The organism is Chitinophaga sp. SVR4-12A (assembly GCF_056754765.1).
Genome location: NZ_JBPGWP010000001.1, coordinates 2,672,933 through 2,693,778, shown reverse-complemented (window position 1 = coordinate 2,693,778; position 20,846 = coordinate 2,672,933). Strand labels below are relative to the sequence as shown.

The following is a 20,846-nucleotide window of genomic DNA, read 5'->3' as shown; positions in this document are numbered from 1 at the left end:
ATGACAAAAGAAAAGAACGTAAAATACTGGATAGGAAAAATTCACCTTTGGCTCGGACTTAGTTCCGGGCTATTGGTTTTATTCCTCGGACTGACGGGCTGTATACTGGCATTTCAACGTGAGATAGAAAGTGTGACGCTTTCTTTCCGGGATATAAAGAATGAGCAGCGTGCAATGCTGACACCTTCTGAGCTAAAAGCTTTGGCGGAGAAGGCATTGCCCGGTAAAGCGGTGCATAGTGTTAGTTATTATAAGAAGGATAGGGCGGCGGAAGTGGCATTCTTTGGCTTAGCTCCGGAGTATTATTATGCGGTGTATATAAACCCTTATGATGGACAGGTGCTAAAGGTGAAGGATATGAATAAGGATTTCTTCCGGGTTGTTTTGCTGGGACATCTTTATTTATGGTTGCCAATGCAGATTGGTCAGCCGATCGTAGGTACCGCCACCTTGATCTTCCTGGTGATGCTGATCTCCGGTTTGGTGCTCTGGTGGCCGAGGAATAAGGCCGCACGGAAGCAACGGTTTTCTGTTAAATGGAATGCTAAATGGAGAAGGATCAATTATGATCTGCATAATGTGATGGGATTCTATATTACGTGGGTGATGATCTTTATTGTTGTTACAGGTTTGGTATGGACGTTTCAGTGGTTTGCGAAATCGGTGTATTGGATGAGTTCTGGGGGGAAGAGCAGCCTGGTGGCTTATTATGAGCCGATGTCCGATAAGGCAGGGAAAGCAACGGCAGCATTGACGGATGCGCCTGTAGAGGATAAGATCTATAGCATTATGCAGCGGGAATATCCGGCTGCGGAAATGATAGAAGTGCATATACCGGAGAATGATACGGCGGCGGTGGCAGGTGTGGCGAACCCGGATATTGATACTTACTGGAAGATGGATATCAGATATTTTGATCAGTATACGTTGAAGGATATTCCTGTTAAACATTCCTATGGGAAATTTGCGGAGGCGTCTATGGCGGATAAAGTGGCGAGGTTGAATTATGATACGCATGTGGGGCAGATATTGGGATTGGCAGGAAAGATCATGGTGTTTTTTGGGAGTTTAGTGGCGGCGAGCTTGCCGGTGACAGGGTTTTATATTTGGTGGGGGAGGAGGCATAAGACGGAGAAGAGGAAGCCGGTGGGCGTAAAGAAGGTGGCGGTGGTGTAGGGCCGCGTAGACATGGTTTACGTGGGCTTTTCGTCCCCGTCCGTTTCCGAACACCCCTCTCTCCAAAACCGAACATATTAAAAAATCCCTCATCCATATCCCCCTGACCCACCTCGTTCCCTATTCCCGCACACCCTTTGCTCCTCCTTCCCTATCAAGCCACCTCTATGCTTAAGAACTTCTTCATCACCGCCTGGCGGAACCTCTTCCGCAACAAACTCTTCTCCCTCATCAACATCTCCGGCCTCGCCATTGGGCTTGCCTGCTGCATGTTCATCCTGATCTACGTCCTCGATCAATTCAGCTACGATCGCCACCATAATAACGTAAAAGACATCTACCGCGTTGCCACTGTTGTCATAGACCAGGATAAAGAGATCCCTAACGTTGTTTCTCCTGCACCGCTGGCGGCTGCTCTGAAACTGGAATTCCCCGAAGTAGATAAAACCGCCAGGATGTTCGTCCCCTATAACGACGATAAAAGCCTGGTTCAATATTTCAACGGCGGCCAACTCGTCACCTCTTTTTATGAAAGCAAGGGCTACCTCGCCGATGCTGACTTCTTCGATATCTTTTCCTACCATTTCACCGAAGGCGATCCTGCCATCGCCTTGCAAGAGCCTAATACCGTTGTCATCTCCAAAGAAATTGCTCAAAAATTATTTAACAATAACTCTGCGCTCGACAAAGTTATCCGCATCAAGAACTCCAACGGCAATATTGATTTCCGTATCACCGGCGTCTTCACCGAAATAGGCAAATCTCATATCGATGGCAGATTCTTTATGTCTATGAAAAGCGGCGCCTTCGGTCAATACGCCAGCACATGGACCGACTTCGCTGTCAATAACGTGTTCTACACCTACATAAAATTAAAACCAGGCGCCTACAAAGAAGTGCTTGAGTCGAAATTCCCTGCCTTCGTTAAAAAATACGAAAGCAAAAATCTCGAAACCGCCGGCTTCTTTAAAAAACATTTTCTCCAGCGTGTTACAGATATACACCTGCGCTCTGCCCTGGAAGCGGAGTTCTCTCGTAATGGCAGCATTACCTACGTCTATATCCTGATCCTTATTGCTATATTTATTCTCGCTATTGCCTGTATTAATTTCATGAACTTGTCCACTGCCCGCAGCAGTAAACGCGCAGTAGAAGTGGGCATTCGCAAGGCCGTTGGCGCAGGTAATAACTCTTTAATAAAACAATTTATCAGTGAATCTGTACTTGCCAGCTTCGTGGCATTGCTGCTGGCGGTTGGTTTGCTGCTTATTTTGCTGCCCCTATTCAATCATCTTAGCGGCAACCAGGTCACCTATAATGTGATCACCAGGCCCCTGTATATAACGGCCTTTATTGTCCTGGCATTGATCGCCGGACTGCTGGCTGGTAGCTATCCTGCTTTCTATCTCTCCGCGTTCAGACCTGTACAGGTGTTAAAAGGAAAAATGAAAAACAGCTTCTCCGCTCTTTTCATCCGCAAAGGCCTCGTCATATTCCAGTTCGCTATCGCAATAGGATTGATCCTGGCGTCTGTTATCATCCTGCAGCAGATGAATTACATGCGGCACGAGGACCTTGGCTTTAAACAAACGCAACAGATCATCATCCCGCTTCGTACAGAGGAGGCCAAGAAAATGTATTACACCTTCAAGACCGAAGTAAAGAAAAACAGCTTCGTCGCACAGGCGTCCGGTACAGATACTTATCCTGGTACAGCCGTAGTGTCTGACAAAGCCTTCTACCTTCCGGGGAAAACCATGCACGATGCCGTGAATGTTAAGTCCAACTGGGTAGATTATGACTATGCGGCTACTATGCAGATACCCTTACTGGCAGGCCGCTTCTTTTCAAACGGTTTTGTGGATGATACCAGTGGCTTCACTAAACTGGTGCTTAATGAAAAAGCTGCAAAAGACCTTGGCTTCACACCCCAGGAAGCTATCGGCAAAAGATTGCTATTCGACTGGCAGGGGAAGCCGTACACCTATGAGGTCATTGGTGTAACGAAAAACTTTCACTTCGAAGGCCTGAAAGAGCCTATCAAGGCTTACAGCTTTGAAATGCAGCAGGGAAGCTATAACTACCTCATGGTGCAGGTAAATACCAAACAAATGCAAAGTGCCCTGCAATCGCTCGCTGCTACCTGGAAGAAGCTGAATGTTGATGAACCTTTCGAATACTACTTTTTAGACAAACAGTTCCAGCAGAACTATGATGTGGAACGCCGCACCGGCTCTCTCATCACTACTTTCACCATTATCGCTATATTCATTTCCTGCCTGGGCCTTTACGGACTGGCACTCTTCACCGCAGAACAAAAGATCAAGGAAATAGGCATCCGTAAAGTGCTGGGCGCTTCCGTAAGTCATGTAGTAGCGCTCCTTTCAAAGGAATTTCTCCAGCTGGTAATGATCGCCGCCCTGGTAGCTGCTCCGCTTGCATGGTGGGGAATGGGGCAATGGTTACAGCATTTCGCGTACCATATCGACATTCAATGGTGGGTGTTTGTGGGAGTTGCCTTACTCGCTTTGCTGATCGCGCTTTTTACCATCAGCTTCCAGGCCGTAAAAGCAGCGATCGCCAACCCGATAAAGAGTTTAAGGACGGAGTGAATATCTCCGTACCTTTACGCTCTAAATTTAACACGTCATGAGATGGAGCAACTTGCCTGAAGCCCCTCAGCGGAATCCTATGCGGCCGCAGAAAAAGACAAACATGATTCGGATGATAGGGAAACTGATCGGTGCGACATTACTCGCCTCCGTTATAATCAATATTACGCCAACACAGGCGCAACAACGCCCCTCGCAGAAAAAGCAATTCATCAGCAACCTTATGGCCAGGATGACACTAGACGAAAAGATCGGCCAGCTGAACCTGCTTACCAGCGATATGGATGTCACCGGTCCCTTTATGAAACCGGGTTATAAGAAAGACATCGAATCCGGTCTGTGCGGCGCTATCTTTAACGCCTACACTCCGCAATACACGCGCCAGCTGCAGGAGATGGCCGTGAAGACCCGGCTTAAGATCCCACTGCTTTTTGGCTACGACGTTATCCACGGGCATAAAACCATCTTCCCCATCCCTCTCGGTGAAGCCTGTACCTGGGATATGGCCCTCCTGGAAAAAAGCGCCCGCATCGCTGCGCAGGAAGCCAGCGCCGATGGCCTCCACTGGACCTACTCCCCAATGGTGGATATTGCCCGCGATCCCCGCTGGGGCCGAGTAGCAGAAGGAGTAGGGGAGGATACCTGGTATGGCACACAGGTAGCCAAAGCCAAAGTAAAAGGCTACCAGGGTTCAGACCTTGCCGCCACGAACACGGTGCTGGCCTGCGTAAAACACTTTGCTTTATATGGCGCCATAGAAGCCGGTCGCGATTATAATACCGTAGACATGAGCCGCCGTCGGATGTACCAGGACTACCTGCCTCCTTATAAGGCCGCAGTAGACGCCGGTGTTGCGACTGTAATGACCTCCTTCAATGATATTGACGGCATCCCCGCCACCGGTAATAAATGGCTGCTTACAGAACTGCTACGCAAGGAATGGGGCTTCAAAGGTTTTGTAGTAACCGATTACACTGCTATCACTGAAATGATCAATCATAGTGTGGCTAAAGATGAATTCGAAGCCGGCGGACTGGCCCTCAATGCCGGGGTGGATATGGATATGCAGGCCGGGATTTATGCAAGTCAGCTTAAAAGACTACTGCAACAGAAAAAGGTCACCCAACGCCAGATAGACAGCGCCGTATACCGTGTCTTGGCTGCTAAATATGACCTGGGCCTGTTCCAGGATCCCTTCCGTTACTGCGATACCGTACGGGCAAAACGCGAGATCATGAGCGCTGAAAACCTGCAGGCTGCCCGCGAGATCGCACAACGTTCTATTGTACTGCTGAAGAATGAAACACAGCTGCTGCCGCTCAAGAAACAAGGCACCATCGCCCTGATCGGCCCACTGGCCAATAGCCAGCGGGATATGATCGGTAACTGGTCTGCCGCCGGCGATGCTTCCAAAGCAGTGACCCTTTTACAAGGTATCCAAAACAAGGTAGGCAATGGCGTTAAAGTGCTGCACGCGCCCGGCGCCTATATCACCAGTGACACCGGCCTATTGAAAAAGGCATATCAAAAAGCCCGTATTGAAGCCCAGGACACCGCCAACGCCGCACAGATGCTCACCGATGCGGTAGCATTGGCCCAACAGGCAGACGTAGTGATCATGATCCTCGGTGAATCGCAGGGCATGACAGGCGAAGCCGCCAGCCGCTCCAACATCAGTATACCGGAAAACCAGCAGCAATTGTTGAAAGCTGTACAGGCTACCGGTAAACCTATCGTCCTGGTATTGATGAATGGCCGCCCGCTTACACTGGAATGGGAAGATGCGAATATTCCGGCTATACTGGAAACCTGGTTCCTGGGCACAACAGCTGGTAACGCGATTGCGGATGTGCTGTTCGGCGACTACAATCCTTCCGGTAAGATCACTATGACCTTCCCCCGTAATGTAGGACAAGTGCCTATCTATTATAATCACCGCAGCACGGGCCGTCCGCTGGATCCGAATAATAAATACACCAGCAAATACCTGGATGTATCCAATGAGCCTTTATATCCCTTTGGTTACGGCCTCAGTTATACGAAGTTCAGCTACAGTGCTCCACAATTGGATAAGCAGCAGCTGAAACCTTCCGAACAGCTGCGCGTAAGCGTGGAAGTAAGCAATACGGGTAACTATGATGGAGAAGAAGTAGTACAGCTATATATAAGAGATAAAACCGCCAGTGTTACCCGCCCCGTAAAGGAGCTGAAAGGCTTCCAAAAGATCAGCCTGAAGAAAGGAGAAAGCAGGACTGTTTCTTTTACCATCACCATGGATGATCTTAAGTTCTATGATAAGGACATGAAATGGACTTATGAGCCAGGGGAGTTTACCGTGTTTGTAGGAACGAACAGCAGGGATGCGGAGGGGGTTGATTTTACATTGGTGCAATAGCACCTATTATTACATAACCATGAAAAAAGGTCTTACCACATTGTGGTAAGACCTTTTTAGCGTTAGATGAAACAAGTTCAAGCAGTGGTTTTTAACTGTTCCCCATTTACCCCGGGTAAATTGGGATCAGCTCTGTAGCCAGTCCACACTTCAATCTTGTCTAAATCCATTGCAATTTTGCTCAGATGAGCATCGATGACATAGAGCCGCCCATCGATAATGTGGAGGTGGCCTTCGATGGCGTCCACCCGCCTCTCAATGGCGTCAAGGCGCTTTTCGACTTTGTCAAATCGCTCCTCGAATCGTTTTTCCATGGTGTCAAACCTTGCGTCCATAGCATCAAACCTGGCATCCATAGCATCAAACCTTGCGTCCATAGCATCAAACCTCTTTTCAAAGGAATTCAATTGGGAAATAATGGATGATAACATCTCTCTTTCAGACATACTTTGTAGTTTAAAGAGTTATTAATAAATCAAAGGTAATTTTTGTTCTAATTTCAGCCAAAATTTTAAGCGCATATTTTATTGAATTTCAACATGATACAAATATTCTCATCGCCTGCTGATGACCAGGGTACACCAACCGCACCTACACTATTAACCTCCAATTAATTTTGATTTTCCGCATTTCTTATTATTTTTGCCCCGTCATTATGATTATCAACGTACATACCCATCATCACCATCATTCTTACCGCGCTGGTAGGCTGGGATGATATTATGTATAAGAAACATATTTAAACATCAAAGGCTTACCTGCAAAGGTAGGCCTTTGTTGTTTTTGGACATACCGGGAACATATCACGAACCAATAAATTAAAACATACACGGATGAAACTGAAAATTGCCATCCAGAAATCCGGCCGCCTGCACGAGGATTCTATGAAGCTGCTTAAAGAATGCGGCATAGACGTCAACAACGGGGTCAACAAGCTTAAGACAGAAGCCAGCAACTTCCCCCTGGAAGTTTTCTTCCTCCGCGATGACGATATCCCGCAGTACATTGAAGACGGCGTTGCCGATCTCGGTATGGTAGGAGAGAACGTTGTCCTGGAAAAGAACAAGCAGGTAAACGTGGTAGAAAAACTGGGCTTTGGCAAATGCCGTTTGTCCGTTGCGGTTCCCAAAACCCTGGAGTACGAAGGTGTCAGCAACCTGAAAGGCCTCCGCATTGCCACCAGCTACCCGGTGATCGTAGACCAGTTCCTTAAAAAGAATAATATAGAAGCCGAGATCCACGAGATCAGTGGATCTGTGGAAATAGCTCCCGGCATCGGCCTGGCTGATGCCATCTGCGACCTGGTAAGCAGCGGCTCCACTCTCTTCATGAACGGCCTGAAAGAAGCCGAAGTGATCCTGAAATCAGAAGCCGTCCTGATCGCCAATAAAGGCCTCAGCGCTGATCAACAACAACTGCTGCAGAAGCTTTTGTTCCGCATCCAGGCAGTAAAGAAAGCCAAGAACAACAAGTACATCCTGCTGAACGCACCCAATGATAACCTGCAGGAGATCATCCGCCTGCTGCCCGGTATGAAAAGCCCCACCGTACTGCCGCTGGCAGAAGAAGGCTGGAGCTCCGTACACTCCGTGCTCAATGAGAACGAGTTCTGGGATATCATCGAGAGCCTGAAAGCCGCCGGCGCACAAGGCATCCTGGTAGTGCCCATCGAAAAAATGGTGATCTGATCTTAACTAATAATATACCGATGCAAATATTCAAGCATCCCGAAAAATCTACCTGGCCCGCCCTCCTGCAACGCCCGGTGATGGATACCACCGCATTGGAAAACAATGTGGGCGCAATCCTCCGCGAAATAAAACAGGATGGCGACAAAGCCGTACGTAAATACGCCCTGCAGTTCGATAAAGTACAGCTGAGCGATCTCCAGGTTACAGAAAGCGAGTTCGCCCACGCTACCGCTGCCCTGGAGCCGGCGCTTAAACAAGCCATCCTCCAGGCTAAGCATAACATCGAAACCTTTCACCGTGCGCAACACGAAGCCGGCAAGATCATCGAGACCATGCCCGGTGTGCAATGCTGGCGCAGGTCTGTAGCCATCGAAAAGGTCGGTTTATACATCCCCGGTGGCTCAGCGCCTTTGTTCTCTACCATCCTCATGCTGGGCATCCCCGCCATGATAGCCGGTTGCAAAGAGATCGTGCTGTGCACGCCTTCTAACGCAGCCGGACAGGTACACCCGGCTATTCTCTTCGCTGCCCGCCAGGTAGGGATAGACAGGGTATTTAAAATAGGGGGGGTACAGGCTATCGGCGCGATGGCCTATGGCACGGAAACTGTACCTAAAGTATACAAGATCTTTGGCCCGGGTAACCAATATGTCACCTGCGCCAAACAGCTGATCAATAAAGACGGTGTAGCCATCGACATGCCTGCGGGTCCCTCTGAAGTGGCCGTACTGGCAGACGAAAGCTGTGTACCGGCCTTCGTTGCAGCCGATCTTTTATCACAGGCAGAGCATGGCCCCGACAGCCAGGTGCTGCTGGTAACCACTGCTCCTTCCGTGATCAGCGCCGTACAGGCCGAAGTGAATGCGCAGCTGGAACAGCTGCCCCGTCGCGATATTGCAGTGCAGGCCCTGCAGCACAGCCGCCTGGTATTGGTTGAAGACATGACCACCGCCATGGAACTGCTGAATGCCTATGCACCTGAGCACCTGATCATTGCCTGCAAGGATGATATCACGATTGCAGACGCTGTAGTAAATGCAGGCTCCGTTTTCCTGGGCAACTACTCCCCTGAAAGCGCGGGGGATTATGCCTCCGGCACCAATCATACCCTGCCCACCAATGGTTATGCAAGGGCTTACAGTGGTGTATCTTTAGATAGCTTCATCAAGAAGATCACCTTCCAGCGCCTCAGCCGTGAAGGCCTGCAGCAGATTGGTCCCGCTATTGAAGCCATGGCCGCGGCAGAAGGACTGGAAGCGCACAAAAGAGCAGTATCAATAAGAATGAATAATTAAATTAGCAGTATGTTCGATCTCAATAAATTACTACGTAATAATATCAGGCAGCTGGTGCCCTATTCTTCCGCCAGGGATGAATTCAAAGGAACGGCACAGATCTTCCTGGATGCCAACGAGAACAGCTTCGGCTCTCCGCTGCCCACTGCGTATAATCGCTACCCCGATCCCATGCAGTGGAAAGTGAAATACAAGCTGGCCGATATTAAAGGTGTGCCGCCCCAGCATATCTTCCTGGGCAACGGCAGCGATGAAGTGATAGATGTGTTGTACAGAGCCCTGTGCAACCCGGGTGTAGACAATGTGATCCTGTGCCCGCCTACCTACGGTATGTACGAAGTAAGCGCACATATCAATGATGTGGTGATCCGCAACGTAAGCCTTACAGAAGATTTCCAGCTGGATATGCCTGCCCTGCAACAGGCGATTGACGAACATACAAAGCTGATCTACATCTGCTCTCCCAACAATCCCACCGGTAATTCCATTAACCGGGAAGACATTGAGATGCTGCTGAATAATTTCGAGGGTATACTGGTAGTAGATGAAGCATATATCAACTTCGCCCGCCAGAAATCATTCATCCAGGAGCTGACGGAGTATCCCAACCTGGTGGTGATGCAAACGCTCTCCAAAGCATGGGGGCTGGCTGCATTGCGCGTAGGTATGGCCTTTGCCAGCGAAGAGATCATTCATGTGATGAACAAGATCAAGCCGCCTTACAATATCAGCCAGGCCGCCCAGGAACTCGCCCTGCAGGCGCTGGAGAATGTTCAGCAGGTAAATGAGTGGATCCGTGAAACTGTCATAGAAAGGGATAAGCTCTCTGCTGCGCTGGCACAGCTGCCGCTGGTAACAAAGGTATATCCCAGTGACGCCAACTTCGTACTGGCCCGCACCACAGACGCCAAAGGCATCTATCAGTACCTGGTAGGCCAGGGCATCGTAGTACGCGACCGCTCCAAGGTAGAGCTCTGCGCCGGCTGCCTGCGCATCACAGTAGGCACACCGGAAGAGAATGAAACACTGATCAATGCATTATCCACCATCGAAAGTTTGAAAGTATAGTATGCGACGAGTACTCTTCATAGACCGGGACGGTACCCTTATCAAGGAAGTACCTCCCACTTACCAGATCGATAGCCTCGAGAAAATAGAATACTATCCAAAAGTATTCACCTACATGGCCAGGATAGCCAAAGAAATGGACTACGAGCTGGTAATGGTCACCAACCAGGACGGCCTGGGCTCCGAATCCTTTCCCGAAGCGCATTTCTGGCTGGTACAAAACCAGATCATACGCGCTTTTGAAAACGAAGGCGTGAACTTCAGCGCCGTGCACGTAGACCATACCTTCCCCCACGAGAATGCGCCTACCCGTAAACCGGGCACCGGCATGCTCACAAAATACTTTTCTGAAGATTATGACCTGGCCAACTCCTTTGTAATAGGCGATCGCATCACCGACGTACAACTGGCCAAGAACCTGGGGGCCAAAGCGATCTGGATGAATGAAGGCACCGGCTTGGGTAGCGGCGAGATCAACGATGCAGCAGATGCGCTCAAACCGGTGATCGCACTCGAATCTACCGACTGGGCCAAAATATATGAGTTCCTGAAACTGGGCCTGCGCACTGTTACGCATACACGCACCACCAAGGAAACAGATATCAGTATCTCCCTGAACCTGGATGGTAAAGGACAGGCGCAGATCGAAACCGGCCTGGGTTTCTTTGATCATATGCTGGAGCAGATCGCCCGCCACGGCAACATCGATCTCACCATCAAAGCCAAAGGCGACCTGCACATAGATGAACATCATACCATAGAAGATACCGGTATCGCCCTGGGTGAGGCCATGGCTCAGGCACTGGCAGATAAAAGAGGCATGGAGCGCTATGGTTTCTGCCTGCCGATGGATGATTGCCTGGCTCAGGTGGCCATCGACTTCGGTGGACGTAACTGGATCGTATGGGACGCCGCATTCCACCGCGAGAAGATAGGGGAGATGCCTACCGAGATGTTCTTCCACTTCTTCAAATCGTTTTCGGATGCCGCCAGGTGTAACCTGAACATTAAAGCGGAGGGAGAGAATGAACATCATAAGATAGAAGCCATTTTCAAGGCTTTTGCCAAAGCCATCAAAATGGCCGTGAGACGGGACCCCATGAATCTGCAGCTGCCAAGTACCAAGGGGGTGCTTTAGCTTCTAAAAAAAATTTGCATTTCTTAAAAAAACCACCCATATTTGCGATGCAATGAATAAGAACATGACATACAAACATTGGTGGTGGCACAAGATCATATCCTGATACTGTGTTACAGTGCCATGTTTCGTAAGAAATAAACTCATTCTGAAGGCTCGCTGTTACACAGCGGGCCTTCTCTCTTTTAAGTCCATTGCTAAAAGCGAATAGCTAACAGCCAAAAGCTCAAACCAACATGCGTACCATTCAAGTAAAAACGAGATCCAAACAGATGCTGGCGGATGTATATACCCCGGTTGGCATTTACCTCCGGCTGCGCGATAAGTTCCCCGGCACCGTATTGCTGGAAAGTACAGATTACCGCGCCAGTGAAAACAGCTTCTCCTTTATATGTGTGAAGCCCATCGCAGGCATCGAGGTGACCTCTACCAGCAATTTCGAATTCAAGTACCCCAATCTCCCCGTGGAGCGTAAGCAGCTGAAAAGTAAGCAGAGCGTGCTGGATGAACTGCAGCAGTTTCTGAGTAATTTCAACTTTACGGGCCAGTCGCCCCTCCCGGTGGTACGCAGCCTGTTTGGTTACACCACCTTTGATGCGGTACAGTTCTTTGAGACCATTGAATTCAACAAGCAAAAGCCGAATGGCAGCACCATACCCCTGATGCGCTACCGCTTCTACCAGTATGTGATCGCCATCAACCACTTCAAAGATGAACTGTATCTCTGCGAGCACCAGGTAGATGGACTGGACAGTGAGTTTGAGCTGATAGAATCGCTGATAAAGCACAAGGATGTACCCACCTACAGCTTTACCGCAATGGGCAACGAAGAGAGCAATATGACGGATGCAGACTACATGCAGATGGTAGAACAGGGCAAACAACACTGCTTCCGCGGAGACGTCTTCCAGGTAGTGCTCTCCAGGGCCTTCCGCCAGCAGTATAAAGGAGACGAGTTCAATGTGTACCGTGCCTTACGATCTATCAATCCTTCCCCCTATCTCTTCTACTTCGATTACGGCGATTATAAGCTGATGGGCTCCTCTCCCGAAGCACAATTAGTGATAAAGAATAAGAAAGCTACCATCCACCCTATAGCAGGCACTTTCCGCCGCACAGGAGATGATGAGCAGGACAAACAGCTGGCCGATAAATTATTGCTGGATCCCAAGGAAAATGCCGAGCACGTGATGCTGGTAGACCTGGCCCGTAATGACCTGAGCCGTCACGCTGCTGATGTAGAGGTAGAGTCTTACCGCAAGATCCAGTACTATTCTCACGTGATCCACCTGGTGAGTGAAGTGACGGGCCAGATTAAGCCCGACATGAATCCCTTCTCGCTGCTGGCAGCCACCTTTCCGGCAGGCACCCTGAGCGGCGCACCCAAATACAGGGCCATGCAGATCATTGACCAGTATGAGCCTACCGCCCGCGGCTTCTATGGCGGATGTATCGGCGCTGTAAGCTTTAACGGTGATTTCAACCATGCCATTATGATCCGCTCCATGCTGAGCAAATCCAATACATTGTATTACCAGGCAGGCGCGGGAGTAGTGGCCAAATCAGTAGCCGCCTCCGAGCTGGAAGAGGTGAATAATAAACTCAATGCATTAAAACAAGCCATACTGCTGGCGCAAAAGCTCTGATGATGACAAATATTCTGGTGTTTGATAACTACGATTCTTTTACCTATAACCTGGTGCACCTGGTAGAAAAGATCATTAACGGAAAAGTGACGGTATACCGCAACGACGAAATACCGCTGGAAAAGATCAATGATTTCGATAAGATCATCCTTTCTCCGGGCCCCGGTATTCCTGAGGAAGCAGGCCTGCTGCTGCCGCTTATTAAACAGTATGCACCCACTAAATCCATCTTTGGCGTTTGCCTGGGCCAGCAGGCTATCGGACAGGCCTTTGGCGCCAACCTGGTGAACCTGAAAGATGTATATCACGGTGTAGCTACTCCCGTGAACATCGTTTCCCGTGAAGGCCGCCTGTTCAAAGACCTGCCGGATGAGCTGGAAGTAGGACGTTATCATTCCTGGGTAGTGGAAGAACAAAGCCTGCCGGCTGAGCTCACCATCACCGCCCGCGATGAGCACGGCTATATCATGGGCCTGCAGCACGCGCAATACGACGTAAGCGGAGTGCAGTTCCACCCGGAAAGCGTGCTCACGCCCCATGGAGAAAAGATATTGAGGAACTGGCTGAATTTGTAGCCGCCAGCTACTAGCCGTTGGCTGCCAGCCCTCCGCTGCAGCTAATAGCTAACAGCCAACAGCTAATAGCTCACACTTAATATAAGTCAACATGAAAAAGATACTAAACTACCTTTTCGAACATAAAACCTTCACCCGCGAAGCGGCCAAAGATATCCTCGTCAACATTTCCAAAGGAATGTTCAATGAAAGCGAGCTCGCTGCTTTCATGACGGTCTTCCTGATGCGCAGCATCACGATAGATGAATTGCTGGGTTTCCGCGATGCGCTGCTGGAACTTTGTATACCGGTCAAACTGAACGGCTACGAAGTGCTGGACATTGTAGGCACCGGCGGTGATACCAAGAACACATTCAACATCTCCACGCTCTCCTGCTTCATCGTAGCCGGTGCAGGTGGCAAAGTGGCCAAGCACGGTAACTATGGCGTGTCTTCTATCAGCGGCGCTTCTAACCTGATGGAAACAGCTGGTTATAAGTTCAAGAGCGATGATGCTAAATTGCGGACAGAATTGGAAGAAGCAGGCGTATGTTTCCTGCACGCGCCGCTGTTCCATCCGGCATTGAAGCATGTGGCAGGCATCCGCCGCCAGCTGGGTGTACGCACTTTCTTCAACATGCTGGGACCACTGGTAAATCCGGCTTTTGCCCAATACCAGCTGATAGGCGTGTACAGCCTGGAAATGGCCAGGGTATATAACTACCTCTTCCAGCAAACAGATAAGCAGTACGTGATCGTGCACAGCCTCGATGGCTATGATGAGATCTCGCTGACCGCCGATTCCCGCATTATTACCAACAAAGGAGAACAGGACTGGACGCCGGAGCAGCTGGGCCACCGCAAGGTGCACCCCGAAGATATCTACGGAGGCAACTCCGTAGAAGAAGCGGCGAAGATCTTTATGAAGATCCTGAAAGGAGAAGGCTCCTGGGCGCAGAACTCTGTAGTGCTGGCTAATGCGGCCATGGGATTATATTGCATGGGCAAGTACGCGGATTATGCAGACTGCTTCCAGGCGGCGGTCACTTCGCTGGAATCTGGCGCAGCACATCAATCATTCAAAAAACTGATCAGCTTACAATGAAAAATATCCTCACCGAAATAGTAGCCCATAAGCACACAGAAGTAGCCGCCAGGAAAGCAATGCGCCCTGCAGCTGAGCTGGAACAGGCGCCCTGGTTCAAACGTACGCCGCTCTCATTGAGCAGCTTCCTGCAAGACCCTGCCAAAACAGGGATCATTGCAGAATTCAAACGCCGCTCTCCTTCCAAGGGCATTATTAACGGTAATGTAACAGTGCAGGAAGTTACTGCTGCGTATACCCGTTACGGTGCTTCCGGTTTGTCTGTGCTCACGGACGAAAAATATTTCGGCGGTTCCTCCGATGATCTGCAGCAGGCGCGTACACTGAATAACATCCCCATCCTTCGGAAGGATTTTGTGATAGATGAGTACCAGATACTGGAAGCAAAAGCCATTGGTGCAGATGTGATCCTGCTGATAGCGGAATGCCTTAGCGCAGAGGAAGTAGCAAGACTGGCAAAGTTTGCTACCAATCTTGGACTGGAAGTATTGCTGGAAGTGCACAGTGAATCCCAGCTGGAAAAGGTAACCGATCATGTGCAGCTGGTAGGCGTGAACAACCGCGACCTTACTACCTTCAACGTGGATTTTAACCGCTCCTGTGAGCTGGCCCCTAAGATTCCCGCTGGTAAGATCAAGGTGGCAGAAAGCGGCATCAACGATCCTGCAGCTATTGTAACGCTGCAGCAGGCAGGTTTCCAGGGCTTCCTCATCGGGGAGTACTTTATGAAACAGGAAGACCCGGCCAGGGCTTTTGAAAGCTTTGTGAACAGTATAAGAACAGCTGCTGCCAATGGATAATCAACTGAACATAAAAGTATGCGGCATTACCCAGGCACAAGACCTCCGGGCGCTTGTGGAATACGGCGTGAATTATGCCGGCTTTATCTTCTATGAAAGATCTCCCCGCTTTGCAGGAAATAAGCTGGATGCCAGGACCGTAAGGGAAACCACCGGCATCAGGAAAGTAGGCGTTTTTGTAGATGCTGACCTTCAGCTGGTAAAACGTACGGTGGCAGATTACAGCCTGGATATGGTACAGCTGCATGGCAACGAATCGCCGGAATATTGTGCAGACATTCGTCAGCTGGTACCGGTGATCAAAGCCTTTCGTATAGGCAGCGAGGTAAAATGGGAGGAACTGGCGCCGTATGTGCCCGTTACTACTTACTTCCTGTTTGATACAGCCAGCGCCCATGCCTATGGCGGTACTGGTTTGCAATTCGACTGGCAGCTGCTGCAAAGCTATCCCTTTCAGCATCCCTTCTTCCTCAGCGGAGGCATAGGTCCGGAACACGCAGATGAACTAACACGCTTGCAATTGCCGCTGATGTATGCCGTAGATGTGAACAGCCGCTTTGAAAAAGCGCCGGGCATTAAAGTGCTGCCCAACGTGCAGCAGTTTGTAAAAACAATTCATTCAACCGATATAAAACAACAAGGGATGGAGATTGCGGTAAATACCAGGGGCTCCAGGTATCATGTAGATGAAAATGGCTACTACGGTAAATTTGGAGGAGCCTATATACCTGAAATGTTATATCCTAACGTGGAAGAGCTACGCCAAAACTATATGCAGATCATGGCAGATGCAGACTTCCAGCAGCAGTTCACACAATTGCTGAAGGATTATGTAGGGCGGCCTTCCCCGCTTTACCTGGCCCGCCGCCTGTCTGAAAAATACCAGGCCAACATCTACCTCAAACGGGAAGACCTGAACCATACGGGTGCGCACAAGGTGAACAACACCATTGGCCAGATCCTGCTGGCGCAGCGCCTGGGCAAGAAACGTATCATTGCAGAAACAGGAGCCGGTCAGCATGGCGTGGCCACTGCCACGGTGTGTGCATTGATGGGTATGGAATGCGTAGTGTACATGGGCAGCGTAGATATAGAAAGACAGGCGCCGAATGTAGCCCGTATGAAAATGCTGGGCGCTACCGTGGTGCCTGCCACCAGTGGCAGCCGTACGCTGAAGGATGCTACCAATGAAGCTATCCGCGACTGGATCAATAACCCGGTGGATACCCACTATATCATCGGCTCTGTAGTAGGCCCGCATCCTTACCCGGATATGGTGGCACGCTTCCAGTCCGTGATCAGTGAAGAAATAAAACAACAGCTCCTGGAAAAAACGGGCAACGCATTTCCGGATTATGTGCTGGCCTGTGTAGGTGGAGGCAGTAATGCCGCCGGCGCCTTTTTCCATTTCCTGGACAATGAAAAAGTACAGCTGATACCCGTTGAAGCCGCGGGTAAAGGGGTGCACAGCGGCTACTCTGCCGCCACTTCCCAGCTGGGCAAACCGGGAGTGATACACGCCAGTAAAACATTGCTGATGCAAACAGAAGACGGCCAGATCGTAGAGCCGCATTCTATTTCAGCCGGACTGGACTACCCTGGTGTTGGTCCGCTGCATGCGCACCTCTTCGAAACAGGCCGTGCACGCTTCATGAACGCTACTGACGATGAAGCGCTGGCAGCCGCTTTTGAGCTGACCCGCCTGGAAGGTATTATTCCCGCGCTGGAATCATCCCACGCACTGGCCCGCCTGAAAGACCTGGCGCTGAAGCCGGAAGATGTGGTGGTGGTTTGCCTCTCCGGCCGTGGCGATAAAGACATGGCTACTTATATTAATCACTTAAAATGAGCTGGCAGCTGCTGGCTTTTAGCAGCCAGGAGCTTACAGCCAACAGCTAAGAGCTATTTATGAACCGCATAGATCAACTTTTTGCAAGGAAACAGGAAGGAATACTGAACATCTATTGCACTGCCGGGTTTCCCGGTCCGGAAGATACCTTGCAGGTAATGACGGCCCTGCAGACAGCCGGCGCTGATATGATAGAGCTGGGCATGCCCTTCTCCGATCCGCTGGCAGATGGTCCCGTGATACAGGAAAGCAGCACCCGTTCCCTGCAGAACGGTATGAGCCTTAAAAAGCTTTTCACACAGCTGAAAGATTTCAGGAAAACAATACACCTGCCTGTTATATTGATGGGCTACCTGAACCCGGTATTGCAGTTTGGCGTGGAAGCATTCCTGCAGCAATGCGCCGAAACAGGCGTAGACGGCCTGATATTACCCGATCTTCCTATGACGGAATACGACAGGGAATATAAACCCCTGTTTGAAAAATACGGTCTGCATCTTATCTTCCTGGTAACACCGGAAACCAGTGACGCACGCCTTCGTGAAATAGATGCGCATAGCAAAGGCTTTGTATACGCAGTCTCTTCTTCTTCCACCACCGGTAAGGACAAAGACATGAAAGGGCAGCTGGCCTATTTTGAAAGATTGAAAGCCATGCAGCTGAAGAATCCTGTGCTGATCGGCTTTGGTATTAAAGACAAAACTACCTTTGACACGGCCTGCACTTACAGCAATGGCGCGATCATCGGTACCGCCTTTATCAAGGCGATTGAGAACAGCAAGGATATTGGTGGAACCGTACAACAGTTCGTTCAATCTGTAAAAGGAGCTTAAATAAGATATGAAGACAGCTATCATAAAATATAATGCCGGTAACATCCGCTCTGTGCAATTTGCATTGGAGCGATTAGGCGTTAACGGTATTGTAACAGACGATCCTGAAGAGATCCGCTCTGCAGACAAAGTGATCTTTCCCGGTGTGGGCGAGGCCAGCACTGCCATGCAGTACCTGCAGCAGAGAGGACTGGACAAGCTGATCCTAAGCCTGAAACAGCCCGTGTTGGGCATCTGCCTGGGTATGCAGCTGCTCTGCAAACATTCTGAAGAGAATGACACCACCTGCCTGGGCATCTTTGATGTGGAGGTAAAGCGCTTTCAGTCGCCTGTGGCTAACCTGCTGAAGATCCCGCAGATAGGCTGGAACAATATTGCCAACCTGCACAGCACAATATTTGAACATGTGCCGGAGAACAGCTACATGTATTTTGTGCACAGCTACTATGCGGCCTTGTCGCCGGATACGGTGGCTATTGCCAATTATGTGATCAATTACAGCGCAGCCCTGCAGAAAGGTAATTTCTATGCCGTACAGTTCCACCCGGAGAAGTCGGCAGAAGGCGGACAAAATATATTAGACAGCTTCCTGAAGTTATAGGCAATGGGCGCAGGTGTTGAAATAAAGAATATTACTACAACAGATACGCTGCCATTGCGCAGGGATGTGCTCTATCCCGGTCAGCCGCTCGATGCCGTAAAGCTGGACCACGATGAGCACGCGCTGCATTTCGGTGTGTTTGAAGATGGCCGCCTGGTAACGGTAGGCTCGCTGTTCCCTGAAGCACAGCAGGCGCAGTTCAGGAAACTGGCTACTACCCCTGCCTCGCAGGGCAGGGGTTACGGCACCATGCTGATACGTGAAATGTTGCAATACTGCCGTCAGGCCGGTATACCTTTGCTGTGGTGCCATGCACGGAAAACAGCGGAGAGCTTCTACACGCGGCTGGGCTTTTACCGCGCCGGTCAATACTTTGAAAAGAACAATATCATTTATTGCAGGATGGAACTAAAGGTGCATAAAGAAAGAGGTTTTACAGTGATCCCCGCCATCGACATCATTGGCGGTAAATGCGTGCGCCTTACACAGGGCGATTATGCGCAGCAGAAAGTATATAACGAACATCCGCTGGAAGTGGCCAAAGCCTTTGAGGATATTGGCGTGCAGCGCCTCCACCTCGTAGACCTGGACGGCGCTAAGAAAGGAGCCGTGGTGAACTGGAAAGTGCTGGAGGCTATCGCAGGCAAAACTTCCCTGGTAGTAGACTTTGGCGGTGGTATTAAAACTGCAAGCGACCTGCAGATCGTATTTGAAAGCGGTGCAGCCATGGCTACCATCGGCAGCATTGCAGTGAAAGACCCGGAGCTGTTCTACGGATGGGTAAAACAATACGGTGCAGACAAGATCTTCCTCGGCGCTGATGTAAAGGAGGAAAAGATCGCTGTAGGCGGTTGGCTGGAAACTACTTCGCTTTCGGTATTCGATTTCCTGGAGCAGAACATTCAACACGGCGTTCATCATATCTTTTGTACAGACATCGCGAAAGACGGACTTTTACAAGGCCCTTCTGTAGACCTCTACCGCAAGATCCTGGAACGTTTCCCGGATATTGACTTCGTAGCCAGTGGTGGCGTCAGCAACATACAGGATGTGGTGGATCTGCAGGAGATCGGCTGCAGCGGTGTGATTGTCGGCAAAGCCATCTACGAAGGAAATATTTCTATCGATGAGCTAAAACAATTAATAGTCAAAACTTAGTAAAAGGGTCTTCCGTCCCGTCATTGCGAGAAGCCGCGGAGACAAAGCGAAGGCGCGACGAAGCAATCTCTTAACACAATCAAATTTTATGCTTACTAAACGTATCATTCCCTGCCTCGACATCAAAGACGGGCGTACCGTTAAAGGGGTGAACTTTGAAAATATACGCGATGCAGGCGATCCTATAGAACTGGGTGCGCTCTATGCACAGCAGGGCGCCGATGAGCTGGTGTTCCTCGACATCACGGCTACCAACGAACGCCGCAAAACATTGTCAGAACTCGTCTCCCGCATTGCCCGCCATATTAACATTCCTTTCACCGTAGGCGGCGGCATTGCTGCAGTGGAAGATGTACATGTGCTGTTACAATCGGGCGCTGATAAGATCTCTGTCAACACCTCTGCCTTCAAACGGCCCGAGCTGGTAGATGAGCTGTCACGCGAGTTCGGTAGCCAGTGCATTGTATTGGCTATAGACACCCGTTTTGAAGATGGAGACTGGTATGTATACCTCAATGGCGGGCGCCTAAAAACCACTACCAAGGCATTTGATTGGGCAAAGGAAGCAGTAGACCGCGGCGCCGGTGAGATCCTGCTCACGTCTATGAATAACGACGGTACCAAGCAGGGCTTTGCACTGGACATTACTGCGCAGCTTTCTCAAAACCTGCATGTGCCCGTGATCGCCTCGGGCGGGGCAGGCACAATGGACCACTTCACGGAAGTGTTCGAAAAGTCGCAGGCAGACGCTGCCCTGGCCGCCAGCATTTTCCATTATAAAGAGATAGAGATACCTGAGCTTAAAACATACCTTTACAATAAAGGAATTAACATAAGATTCTAGCTTCTAGCTGTTAGCTGTTAGCCGTTAGCTTCTAGCTAATGGCAAGCTGCTAAGAGCCAATAGCTAAGCGCTAAAAGCTTT

17 protein-coding genes are annotated in these 20,846 nt (G+C 49.9%); 16 read left to right on the top strand and 1 reads right to left on the bottom strand.

Annotated elements, in window-relative coordinates; genetic code table 11:
* From ACR9Y8_RS10980 to bglX, 3 genes are all read left to right on the top strand, one after another.
* On the top strand, positions 1-1,176 hold the full coding sequence (locus ACR9Y8_RS10980) for a PepSY-associated TM helix domain-containing protein (protein WP_481213308.1): 1,176 nt from the start codon (positions 1-3) through the stop codon (positions 1,174-1,176).
* A 167-nt stretch (positions 1,177-1,343) separates the two neighbouring features.
* On the top strand, positions 1,344-3,788 hold the full coding sequence (locus ACR9Y8_RS10975; RefSeq protein WP_481213307.1) for an ABC transporter permease: 2,445 nt from the start codon (positions 1,344-1,346) through the stop codon (positions 3,786-3,788).
* A gap of 112 nt (positions 3,789-3,900) precedes the next feature.
* Positions 3,901-6,183: a beta-glucosidase BglX gene (gene bglX / locus ACR9Y8_RS10970; protein WP_481213306.1), complete on the top strand. Its 2,283-nt coding sequence runs from the start codon at positions 3,901-3,903 to the stop codon at positions 6,181-6,183.
* A gap of 77 nt (positions 6,184-6,260) precedes the next feature.
* Here the strand turns inward: bglX and ACR9Y8_RS10965 are convergent, their stop codons facing one another.
* Complete coding sequence (locus ACR9Y8_RS10965) at positions 6,261-6,629, bottom strand: hypothetical protein (RefSeq protein WP_481213305.1); 369 nt, start codon at positions 6,627-6,629, stop codon at positions 6,261-6,263.
* A gap of 387 nt (positions 6,630-7,016) precedes the next feature.
* On the opposite strand from ACR9Y8_RS10965, the gene hisG reads away from it, so the two are divergent.
* The 13 genes from hisG (at position 7,017) to hisF (ending at position 20,765) form a co-directional block, all read left to right on the top strand.
* Positions 7,017-7,871 (top strand): ATP phosphoribosyltransferase, encoded by an 855-nt coding sequence (hisG, locus tag ACR9Y8_RS10960; RefSeq protein WP_481213304.1) that lies wholly within the window; start codon positions 7,017-7,019, stop codon positions 7,869-7,871.
* A gap of 20 nt (positions 7,872-7,891) precedes the next feature.
* Entirely contained in the window at positions 7,892-9,169 is a 1,278-nt protein-coding gene (gene hisD, locus ACR9Y8_RS10955) for a histidinol dehydrogenase (RefSeq protein ID WP_481213303.1), read from the top strand.
* A gap of 9 nt (positions 9,170-9,178) precedes the next feature.
* Entirely contained in the window at positions 9,179-10,237 is a 1,059-nt protein-coding gene (gene hisC, locus ACR9Y8_RS10950; protein WP_481213302.1) for a histidinol-phosphate transaminase, read from the top strand.
* Position 10,238: 1 nt separating this feature from the next.
* Entirely contained in the window at positions 10,239-11,375 is a 1,137-nt protein-coding gene (gene hisB / locus ACR9Y8_RS10945) for a bifunctional histidinol-phosphatase/imidazoleglycerol-phosphate dehydratase HisB (RefSeq protein ID WP_481213301.1), read from the top strand.
* A gap of 236 nt (positions 11,376-11,611) precedes the next feature.
* On the top strand, positions 11,612-13,021 hold the full coding sequence (locus ACR9Y8_RS10940) for an anthranilate synthase component I family protein (RefSeq protein WP_481213300.1): 1,410 nt from the start codon (positions 11,612-11,614) through the stop codon (positions 13,019-13,021).
* Positions 13,021-13,596, top strand: coding sequence for an anthranilate synthase component II (locus ACR9Y8_RS10935; RefSeq protein WP_481213299.1), 576 nt, complete (start codon positions 13,021-13,023; stop codon positions 13,594-13,596). The genes ACR9Y8_RS10940 and ACR9Y8_RS10935 overlap by 1 nt, the downstream gene beginning before the upstream one ends.
* Before the next feature lie 91 nt (positions 13,597-13,687).
* Positions 13,688-14,680: an anthranilate phosphoribosyltransferase gene (gene trpD, locus ACR9Y8_RS10930; protein WP_481213298.1), complete on the top strand. Its 993-nt coding sequence runs from the start codon at positions 13,688-13,690 to the stop codon at positions 14,678-14,680.
* Positions 14,677-15,480, top strand: coding sequence for an indole-3-glycerol phosphate synthase TrpC (trpC, locus tag ACR9Y8_RS10925; protein ID WP_481213297.1), 804 nt, complete (start codon positions 14,677-14,679; stop codon positions 15,478-15,480). The genes trpD and trpC overlap by 4 nt, the downstream gene beginning before the upstream one ends.
* Positions 15,473-17,329 carry a tryptophan synthase subunit beta gene (trpB, locus tag ACR9Y8_RS10920; protein ID WP_481213296.1) on the top strand — a complete coding sequence of 619 codons (1,857 nt, stop codon included), beginning with the start codon at positions 15,473-15,475 and terminating at the stop codon, positions 17,327-17,329. The genes trpC and trpB overlap by 8 nt, the downstream gene beginning before the upstream one ends.
* Before the next feature lie 59 nt (positions 17,330-17,388).
* A complete protein-coding gene (gene trpA / locus ACR9Y8_RS10915) occupies positions 17,389-18,162 on the top strand; it encodes a tryptophan synthase subunit alpha (protein ID WP_481213295.1) in 774 nt (257 codons plus the stop codon).
* Between the two features lie 7 nt (positions 18,163-18,169).
* Positions 18,170-18,763, top strand: a complete 594-nt coding sequence (gene hisH / locus ACR9Y8_RS10910) for an imidazole glycerol phosphate synthase subunit HisH (protein ID WP_481213294.1) — start codon at positions 18,170-18,172, stop codon at positions 18,761-18,763.
* A 3-nt stretch (positions 18,764-18,766) separates the two neighbouring features.
* The gene (gene hisA, locus ACR9Y8_RS10905; protein WP_481213293.1) at positions 18,767-19,921 is read left to right on the top strand and encodes a 1-(5-phosphoribosyl)-5-[(5-phosphoribosylamino)methylideneamino]imidazole-4-carboxamide isomerase; all 1,155 of its coding nucleotides are present in this window, start codon (positions 18,767-18,769) and stop codon (positions 19,919-19,921) included.
* A gap of 88 nt (positions 19,922-20,009) precedes the next feature.
* Positions 20,010-20,765 (top strand): imidazole glycerol phosphate synthase subunit HisF, encoded by a 756-nt coding sequence (hisF, locus tag ACR9Y8_RS10900; RefSeq protein WP_481213292.1) that lies wholly within the window; start codon positions 20,010-20,012, stop codon positions 20,763-20,765.
* The last annotated feature ends 81 nt before the right edge of the window (positions 20,766-20,846 follow it).

Excerpts from the sequence above, each read along its gene's own strand:
- trpD (WP_481213298.1), top strand. The coding sequence starts at position 13,688 with ATGAAAAAGATACTAAACTACCTTTTCGAACATAAAACCTTCACCCGC.
- trpA (WP_481213295.1), top strand. The coding sequence starts at position 17,389 with ATGAACCGCATAGATCAACTTTTTGCAAGGAAACAGGAAGGAATACTG.
- ACR9Y8_RS10965 (WP_481213305.1), bottom strand. The coding sequence starts at position 6,629 with ATGTCTGAAAGAGAGATGTTATCATCCATTATTTCCCAATTGAATTCC.
- ACR9Y8_RS10935 (WP_481213299.1), top strand. The coding sequence starts at position 13,021 with ATGATGACAAATATTCTGGTGTTTGATAACTACGATTCTTTTACCTAT.
- hisA (WP_481213293.1), top strand. The coding sequence starts at position 18,767 with ATGGGCGCAGGTGTTGAAATAAAGAATATTACTACAACAGATACGCTG.
- hisB (WP_481213301.1), top strand. The coding sequence starts at position 10,239 with ATGCGACGAGTACTCTTCATAGACCGGGACGGTACCCTTATCAAGGAA.
- trpC (WP_481213297.1), top strand. The coding sequence starts at position 14,677 with ATGAAAAATATCCTCACCGAAATAGTAGCCCATAAGCACACAGAAGTA.
- hisG (WP_481213304.1), top strand. The coding sequence starts at position 7,017 with ATGAAACTGAAAATTGCCATCCAGAAATCCGGCCGCCTGCACGAGGAT.
- hisC (WP_481213302.1), top strand. The coding sequence starts at position 9,179 with ATGTTCGATCTCAATAAATTACTACGTAATAATATCAGGCAGCTGGTG.
- ACR9Y8_RS10980 (WP_481213308.1), top strand. The coding sequence starts at position 1 with ATGACAAAAGAAAAGAACGTAAAATACTGGATAGGAAAAATTCACCTT.
- bglX (WP_481213306.1), top strand. The coding sequence starts at position 3,901 with ATGATAGGGAAACTGATCGGTGCGACATTACTCGCCTCCGTTATAATC.
- ACR9Y8_RS10940 (WP_481213300.1), top strand. The coding sequence starts at position 11,612 with ATGCGTACCATTCAAGTAAAAACGAGATCCAAACAGATGCTGGCGGAT.
- ACR9Y8_RS10975 (WP_481213307.1), top strand. The coding sequence starts at position 1,344 with ATGCTTAAGAACTTCTTCATCACCGCCTGGCGGAACCTCTTCCGCAAC.
- hisH (WP_481213294.1), top strand. The coding sequence starts at position 18,170 with ATGAAGACAGCTATCATAAAATATAATGCCGGTAACATCCGCTCTGTG.
- hisF (WP_481213292.1), top strand. The coding sequence starts at position 20,010 with ATGCTTACTAAACGTATCATTCCCTGCCTCGACATCAAAGACGGGCGT.
- trpB (WP_481213296.1), top strand. The coding sequence starts at position 15,473 with ATGGATAATCAACTGAACATAAAAGTATGCGGCATTACCCAGGCACAA.
- hisD (WP_481213303.1), top strand. The coding sequence starts at position 7,892 with ATGCAAATATTCAAGCATCCCGAAAAATCTACCTGGCCCGCCCTCCTG.